We start from the raw sequence: 7,391 nt of genomic DNA, 5'->3' as shown, positions 1-7,391 counted from the left end.
GTCGCAATCCACACCGAACCCGGAAGGCCCTCACCCGTTCAAGACGCCTCAGCCGAGACCTGCATCACCCGTCCACAACCTCCCGGGGCAATACATCTAGGTCTTGATCGGTGCGGCCGACCTGGCGGCCTGCTCGATCCTCGCGCAGTAGGCTGCACGGGCTTCCTCGTCGATCTGCTGCTCGTTTTCGGCGCGCACCCCGGTCCGGCCGTCGAGGCCCTCGCGCAGGATGTCGGCGTGCCCGGCATGCCGGATGGTCTCGCCGAGAACATGGACCATGATGGCGAACAGGTTCGTGTTGAGATGAGGCTCCGGCCACCACGGCACGTGGCCGGGGGCGTCGAGGGGAAGCTCGTTGATCGTCGCGTCCGAGTGTTCCCACGTGCGCCGGTAGAACCCGATGATCTGATCGCGGGTCTCGTCCTCGGTGGCCCACTGATCGCTGCCGTTGGAGTCCTGCCACCGGGGCAGCGGTTCCGGGTTGGGGCGGTCGAAGACCTCGCCGAAGTACCTGGCCTCGACGGTGGCCACGTGTTTGACCAGGCCGAGGAGATTGGTCCCGGTCGCTGTCAAAGGTCGGCGCGCGTCGTATTCGGACAAGCCGTCGAGTTTCCAGAGCAGCGCCTCGCGGTCCCGCCGCAGTCTCCCGTGCAGGTTGCCTTTCGCGAATTCATCGATCATGCGGCATGAGCCTGCCATGGGCTGCTCGCGGTCTCAAAATCCCGTACGTGGTCCGCAACGACCGGCAGAGCCGAGGCCTGGCCATGGCCGCCGCCCTGACCTGATACAAGAAGCCCGCGAAACCTGCCACGTGAGACAACCTCTCAACCTCCATGGCAGCACTACGAGTTGATACACGCTGCAGAGCACCGACGTGCCATTGGGCCCTACCGGCCTTGGCCCGGGGGCGCCGGAGCCCCGGTCGGGGTCAGGAAATGTCCTGGCGCTCGCCCAGCCGCGCGGCCAGTTCCTCCCCGGAGACGTCCTCCAGGTGCGTGAGGAACACCCACAGGTGTCCGGCAGGGTCGCGGAGGATGGCGGTGCGGTCGCCATGGAACTGGTCCGCCGGCTCCTGGAGCAGTTCCGCCCCGGCCGCCACGGCCGTCCGTACGAGGGCGTCCACGTCCGGGACGTACACGTGCAGGGCGACCGAGGTCCCGCCGAGCGCGGCGGGAGAAGAGAACGGGCCCTCGCCGGTGTCACCGAGCATCAGGACCGCCCCGCCGATCCGGATCTCGGCGTGCAGAATGCCGCCGCCCGGCGCGTCGAGCCGGAAGTCCTCGACCGCTCCGAAAGCCCGTACGTAGAAGGCGAGGGCCTCGGCCGCGTCGGCGACCATGATGTGCGGGACGACCGCCGTGCGGTAGCGCTCCGGTGCGACGGACGGGGTGTCGTGGTGCGTCTGATGCGTCATGCCCACGACCATAAAACCTCAAGTGCGGTCGATGTCCAGCGTCGGCAGCACGGATCGAGCCGTACGCGGATGCTCCCATTCAGACGGAGCGCCGCATCCGCGCGGTTGTCAGGCGCCCGGCAACAGACCCCACGACGGCCGACCAGAGTGCTGACGGTTGGAACCTTGGGCCAGTGCTCAACTACAGTGGTGAAGGGGGTCGTTTGTCATGTGGCTGGGTGCATCTGATGTCGCACTGCCGTCGGCCGACAGATTCGAGTGGTTCTCCGATGTGGTCGCGAGCTCCCTGATGCCCACCGCTATCAGCGTTGATCACCCGGCTGCCTTCCGCGGGGAGGCGGCCGTGCTGGATCTCGGCGCCGTGCAGGTGTCACGGTTCGCGTACTCGCCCAACCGGGCCCGGCGGACTCCAGCGCTGATCCGGCAGCGGGACCCCGAGCAGTACCAGCTGGGTTTGGTGACCGCAGGGCGCATGGGACTCGCGCAGGGCAGGAACGACTCGGGGCCGGTGTCCGGCGACATGGTGCTGTGGGACACCTCGCGCCCCTTCGAGTCCAGTGGCCTGAGCGACGACGGCCTGATCCAGGCGGTCATCCTGCAGGTCCCCAAGGCTGCGCTGCCCTTGCCGGCGAACCGCGTCGACCGCCTCCTCGCACACCGCATCTGTGCCCGTTCGGGAATGGGGGCGATCCTCGCTCACTTCCTGACCAGCCTGGCAGCCCACGGGCCTCAGTGCCGACCACACGATCTGCACGGACTCGGGAGGACGGCACTGGACATGGCCGCCGCATGCCTCGCACAGCACGCCGGCACCGTGGACGACCTGCCCGCCGAAACGCGCGCCCGGGCCCGACTGGAGCAGCTCACCGCGTTCATCGAACGCAACCTCGGCGACCCGGGGATGACCCCGAGCACGATCGCCGCCCGGCACCACCTCTCACTGCGCAGCCTGTACGCACTGTTCCAGGAACAGCAGGAAGGCGTCGCGGCCCTCATCCGACGCCGCCGTCTCGAAATGTGCCGCGAGGACCTCGCCGCCCCTGAACTGCGCCACCATCCCGTTCAGGCTGTTGCCGCCCGGTGGGGCTTCTCCAGCGCCACCGTCTTCGCCCGCGCCTTCCGCCAGGCCTACGGCATCACTCCCACCGAGTACCGTCACCACGCACTCCGAAGCCAAGGCGCACTGACCCCTCCCCCACCGTCTCGGAGAGGCCTCGGACCGGTCCGACATGCCGTCGTGCATGGCCACAGCTGTAGCGAAGTCGCCCGCCGTGCGGTGGACCGTACTCGTTCCGCAGATCCGCCGGGAAACGATCTCCCTGAAAACGGTAGCGATCTCTGAGCACCCTGTCGGGTCCGGGTCCGGGTCCGGGTCACCATAGTCCGTTGATCCTTCCAGGCAGCCGTCAGGGCCGCAGGCCCGCTCGCCGGAGGGTGATCTCGGACAGGGCGGAGATGACCTGCCGATCTCCGCGACGCCAGGCATCCGCGAGGCCGCCCGGTGGAGCGGGGAAGGCGGCGAGGTCCCCCAGCGGTCCGGTGAGGGCGCGCAGAGCGAGCAGGTCGGCACCTCCGGGCACGTCGCGGAGGCGCCGGATGGTGGCGCTGCGACGGATCCAGCGCAGGCGGAGGGGGAGCCACAGGAGGAGTACGAAGGCCACGGGGACGACGATCAGGCCGAGCGCGGTCAGGAACGCCGCCTGGCCGACGATGTCCTGTAGCGACTGGCCGGCGTCGGCAAGTCCGCTGCCGGCGTCGGCGGCGGACCGGAACGGAGTCCTCAGCTGGTCGCCGACGAGTGGCACGCGTGAGGCCGTCTCTCCGGCGTCATTGAGCGCGGCGGCCAGGCTGTCGCCGGCGCTCTCCACCTTCCGCCCCGGCTCGGCCAGCATCATGATCGCGTCGTGTACGGACAGGGCGAACCACACCGCGGCGCCGATCAGGAGCAGCGCGATCAGGTCAGCGAGGATCTGCCGGTTCCGCCGGGCGGGAGTCTGGGCGTAGAGAAGCAATGGTTGCTCCTGTTCCGGTCATGGCTCGGGAAGGCCCGGCCGTCCCGGCCGGTCGCTCTCAAGGAGACACGCTCCAGCAGCCGGAGCGAAACCGTGACACGACTCCCGCGTGACCTCGGCGTCCGCGATCAGCCGGCACCGGTCGTCGATCAGCGGGGCGGCGGACAACCCCGTGCCACCGCGACCAGCAGTGACGCCTGCCGCCCCGCGGACCACACTGCTCGGGGATCGTCTGCCAGCGCTCGAGGTTGGTCGGTGACGGCCGGCAAGGCGCCGGGCCCCGGCGCCTCGTCGGCCGTCATCGGTGCGTACGACCACTGCCTCCGCCTCCCCTACGCCTCCCCCGGTGACCGCAGCCGCACTGGTCGACCGCATCGCGGCCGCCTGGGTGGAGTTCACGTCCCAGAGAAATACCGTGCGGTGACAGCAGTACGACCGGCGGATGTACGCCATCATGAACGACGGGGCGGCGGCCCCGATGTACGCGACGGCCACGCGCAGGCGGGCCGTCATCGGAGCCCATCTGTCGCTCACCGCGGCCGGCTTCGCCGCCTGGGCCACCACGGTCTTCAGCGATGCGCGTTGGCCGCTGTTCGCCATGCTGGCCGTGCTGCCCCTGTGGGTGGTGGCCACCGGCGTCATCAACGGAGCCACCCGCGGACTGCTGGAGCTGCGCAGCCGGATGCTGGACGAGCGCCAGCTCGCCGAGCGGGACCGCGTCCGTACCGTCGCCCACCGGATCACCGGGGTGCTCCTCCTGTTGGCGGCGGTCGGCGTGGGCGCGGCCGGATGGTTCTGGGATGTGCGGGTCGAAGGCCTTGTCGCACCGGTGCTGTTCGCCGCCCTCACCGTGCACTTGCTGATGCCGCTCTGGGTGGCCGGCCTGCGGATCCAGGACGACCCCGCCGAGGACTGATCCGCCTCACGGGTGGTGGGCGCCCGCGTACCGCTGGACCCTGGACCGCGGCGAGGGTCTCGGCCTCGGAGACGGGCCGGGGTGTGGGATCACCACTGGGCGATGAGCGGCGCGTCCGGTTCGTGCTGCCGCCAGGCTTCGGTGAGGCGGGCGAGGCGGTTGGGGGCGGCGATGCCGTGCATGGTTGCGATCTTGCCGTTGATGATGTCGAACATCGTGGAGCCGATGACCTGGTCGCCCAGCACGAAGAGGATCGCGGGGGCGCCGTTGACGACCGCGTAGTGGATGGCGGGCGTGCCGCCGGCCAGTCGCCGCTTCGCGTCTGTGGGTTTGAGGCCCGCCCGTACGACGGCGGCGATGCGCTGCGGAGTGTCGTACCGCAGCAGCGTCCTGGCCAGGCCGCCGGCGCCGTCGGAGATCGCGGTCGCGTCGTCGGTGAGCAGTGCCACCAGCCGTTCGGTGCGGCCCGAGGTGGCGGCGGCGAGGAATTCCTCGACGATCCTGCGGGCGGATGCCGGGTCGGCTTCGGCGCCGCCGCTGCGGGCGGCGGTGATGCGGCGCCGGGCCCGGTGGAGGTGCTGCTGGCTCGCGGACTCGGTGATGTCGAGGATCATGGCGATCTCGGCGTGGCTGTAGGAGAACGCTTCGCGCAGGACGTACACGGCCCGCTCGAGCGGGGACAGGCGCTCCATGAGAGTCAGCAGGGCCAGAGAGACCGATTCGCGCTGCTCGAACGTTTCGGCTGGGCCGAGCAACGGGTCGCCGTCGAGGAGCGGTTCGGGCAGCCAGGCGCCGGCGGTGCGTTCGCGACGGGCCTGTGCCGAGCGGAGCCGGTCGAGGCACACGTTGGTGACGACCTTGGTCAGCCATGCCTCCGGCACCCTGATCAGTTGCCGGTCGGCGGCCTGCCAGTGCAGGAACGCATCCTGCACGGCGTCTTCGGCGTCGGTGGCGGAGCCCAGGAGCCGGTACGCCAGCGAGGCCAGCCGGGTCCGGCTGGCCTCGAACCGGCTGGTGTCGAAGCGGTCAGTGGCGGTGCTGTCCATGCGGCCACCCTAGGACGCCGATTTCTCATGGTGAGGGGAAAGTTCCAAGCCGGTAGGTGCTGGGGGGGGTCGGACGGTCGCGTGCATGGCCGCCTGCGTGGCCGTGTCTTCGGCGGTGGCGTTGGTTGAGGAGGAGCCGTCCAGTGAGCCGAGCCAGGATTGCAGGATCGCTGCCACGGCGAGTCCGCCGGTGATGGCTGAGCCGTACCGAGGGCCAGGCGAAGGCGATGAGCAGCAGACTGACGCTCACCCTGAGCAAGGCGACGGCCCTCGCCACGGATGGCCATGGTGAGGGCGACGCGTTGGCTGGGGGTGCGGCATGAGTGGTGGGCATGGGGACGCGGCTACGCGATCGCCTTCCTGGCGGGGGACGCGTCCGAGGCCGCAGCGGCCAGGCGGCGCTTGCGCTTGGGCAGGCCGAAGGTCGGGTGCGAGGTGGCCCACAGCGACATCCTCAGGATGCCCGCCTTGATCCGCGCGGCCTTGCGGCCGCCCATGTACTTCGGCTTTGCCCGCCCCTCGTGGTCGACCATCTGCAGGATTCCGTCCCGCCGCCCGAGGCTGATGTGGTTGCCCGGGTACTCCAGCTTGGTGTTCGCGATCTCGCTGCCGGTCAGGCGTCCCACGATCGCGTCCGTGGCCTGCCGCCCGGTGTAGCCTGCCGAGGCGCAGGACATCGGCAGTGGCCGGCCGTTGTCGCCGATGGTGTAGGCGCTGTCGCCGGCGGCGTAGACGTTCGGGTGCGAGACCGACCGCATGGTGCGGTCGACGACGATCCGGCCGTTCTCGGTCACCTCCAGCCCGCTCACGGCGGCGATGGGGCTGACCGCGAACCCGGCCGTCCACACGGTCGCGTCGGAGGCCAGGACGGTGCCGTCGGCGCACAGCACACGCGTCGCTTCGACGGCTTCGACGCTGGTGTGTTCCAGGACGGTGATGCCCAGCCGGTCGCAGGTCCGGCGCAGGTGGCTGCGGGCTCCGGCGGAGAGCGGGCCGCCCAGCTCGCCGCGGGCGATGAGCGTCACCGACAGGCCGGGCCGGGATTCGGCGATCTCGGTGGCGGTCTCGATGCCGGTCAGGCCGTCGCCCACGACCAGGACACTCCTGCCTTCGTCCCGCTTGCTCAGGCTGTCCAGGCGCTCGCGCAGGCGCAGCGCCGAGGGCCGGGCGGCGACGTCGAAGGCGTGCTCGGCCACGCCCGGGACGCCCTGGTCAGCGCCGTGGCTGCCGAGCGCGTAGAGCAGCGTGTCGTAGCCGAGTACGCCGCCGCCGTCGGCGTCGGCCACGGCGACGACCTGGCGCTCGGGGTCGACTGCGGTGACACGGGCCCGGCGCACCCGTATCCCCGTGCCCGCGAAGACCTCGGCGAGCTGTGGAGCTTCGATCTCCTGGCCGGCCGCGAGCTGGTGCAGCCTCATCCGCTGGACGAAGTCCGGCTCGGCGTTGACCACGGTGATCTCGGTGTCCGCCGGGGACAGCCGACGGGCCAGGGTCCCGGCCACGTACGCCCCGGCGTAGCCGGCACCGAGGACGACGATGCGGTGCTTCATGTCTCGCTCCTGTCGGTTCGCTTGCCTTCGGTGACTTGAGCGGAGCAGCGCCCCGATTCCTGACAGGAGCGAGAAGTGACGTGAGTCACACTCGGGGGATCGTCTGCTGTGCTGAGTGCGTTCTCTGCAAGAGCACGAAGAGTTGGTCGTGGCGGCGCTGTCGGGCACCCCGCGTCGAGGACGCCTCCACCCCGTGGGGTACTTGGCGGCATGGATCGCTCTCCGGATCGCCCCGTACTCCTTCAGGGCGGCGGCCAGCGCGTTCTGCCGAAAGGGCCCCGACAGCTTGCCCACGATCAGGGAGGTGGTCGCGTGCCCGCACTTCAGCGACCCGGCAGGACGCAGCAGGTCGCCGCAGTGGTCGACGACGGGGCTGGTCAGATGCCGACTCTCACGGGTCGGGCATCGGGGCGACCGTATTCCAGCACTTGGGCCCTACGGAACTTCCGCAGG

7 protein-coding genes and 1 pseudogene are annotated in these 7,391 nt (G+C 70.3%); 2 read left to right on the top strand and 6 right to left on the bottom strand.

Features of this window, described 5'->3' with window-relative positions; all coding sequences use genetic code 11:
- Positions 1-96 precede the first annotated feature (96 nt).
- The gene (locus tag ACZ6KO_RS26785; protein WP_469306572.1) at positions 97-681 is read right to left on the bottom strand and encodes a DinB family protein; all 585 of its coding nucleotides are present in this window, start codon (positions 679-681) and stop codon (positions 97-99) included.
- A 247-nt stretch (positions 682-928) separates the two neighbouring features.
- A complete protein-coding gene (locus ACZ6KO_RS26780; protein WP_469306571.1) occupies positions 929-1,414 on the bottom strand; it encodes a VOC family protein in 486 nt (161 codons plus the stop codon).
- Positions 1,415-1,622: 208 nt separating this feature from the next.
- Between ACZ6KO_RS26780 and ACZ6KO_RS26775 the strand changes: the two genes are divergently transcribed.
- A complete protein-coding gene (locus ACZ6KO_RS26775) occupies positions 1,623-2,756 on the top strand; it encodes an AraC-like ligand-binding domain-containing protein (RefSeq protein WP_469306570.1) in 1,134 nt (377 codons plus the stop codon).
- Positions 2,757-2,820: 64 nt separating this feature from the next.
- Here the strand turns inward: ACZ6KO_RS26775 and ACZ6KO_RS26770 are convergent, their stop codons facing one another.
- Positions 2,821-3,426 (bottom strand): hypothetical protein, encoded by a 606-nt coding sequence (locus ACZ6KO_RS26770; RefSeq protein ID WP_469306569.1) that lies wholly within the window; start codon positions 3,424-3,426, stop codon positions 2,821-2,823.
- Between the two features lie 442 nt (positions 3,427-3,868).
- On the opposite strand from ACZ6KO_RS26770, the gene ACZ6KO_RS26765 reads away from it, so the two are divergent.
- On the top strand, positions 3,869-4,342 hold the full coding sequence (locus ACZ6KO_RS26765) for a hypothetical protein (RefSeq protein ID WP_469306568.1): 474 nt from the start codon (positions 3,869-3,871) through the stop codon (positions 4,340-4,342).
- Positions 4,343-4,431: 89 nt separating this feature from the next.
- On the opposite strand, the gene ACZ6KO_RS26760 is transcribed toward ACZ6KO_RS26765, so the two are convergent.
- The 3 genes and pseudogenes from ACZ6KO_RS26760 to ACZ6KO_RS26750 form a co-directional block, all read right to left on the bottom strand.
- Entirely contained in the window at positions 4,432-5,388 is a 957-nt protein-coding gene (locus ACZ6KO_RS26760) for a sigma-70 family RNA polymerase sigma factor (protein WP_469306567.1), read from the bottom strand.
- Positions 5,389-5,732: 344 nt separating this feature from the next.
- Positions 5,733-6,938: an NAD(P)/FAD-dependent oxidoreductase gene (locus ACZ6KO_RS26755; protein WP_469306566.1), complete on the bottom strand. Its 1,206-nt coding sequence runs from the start codon at positions 6,936-6,938 to the stop codon at positions 5,733-5,735.
- A gap of 210 nt (positions 6,939-7,148) precedes the next feature.
- Positions 7,149-7,319: pseudogene (locus ACZ6KO_RS26750) on the bottom strand (Tn3 family transposase); the annotation flags it as partial.
- Positions 7,320-7,391 lie beyond the last annotated feature (72 nt).

It is taken from the genome of Streptomyces sp. NPDC042102 (assembly GCF_055582305.1).
This window is presented reverse-complemented; position numbering and strand designations above follow the sequence as displayed.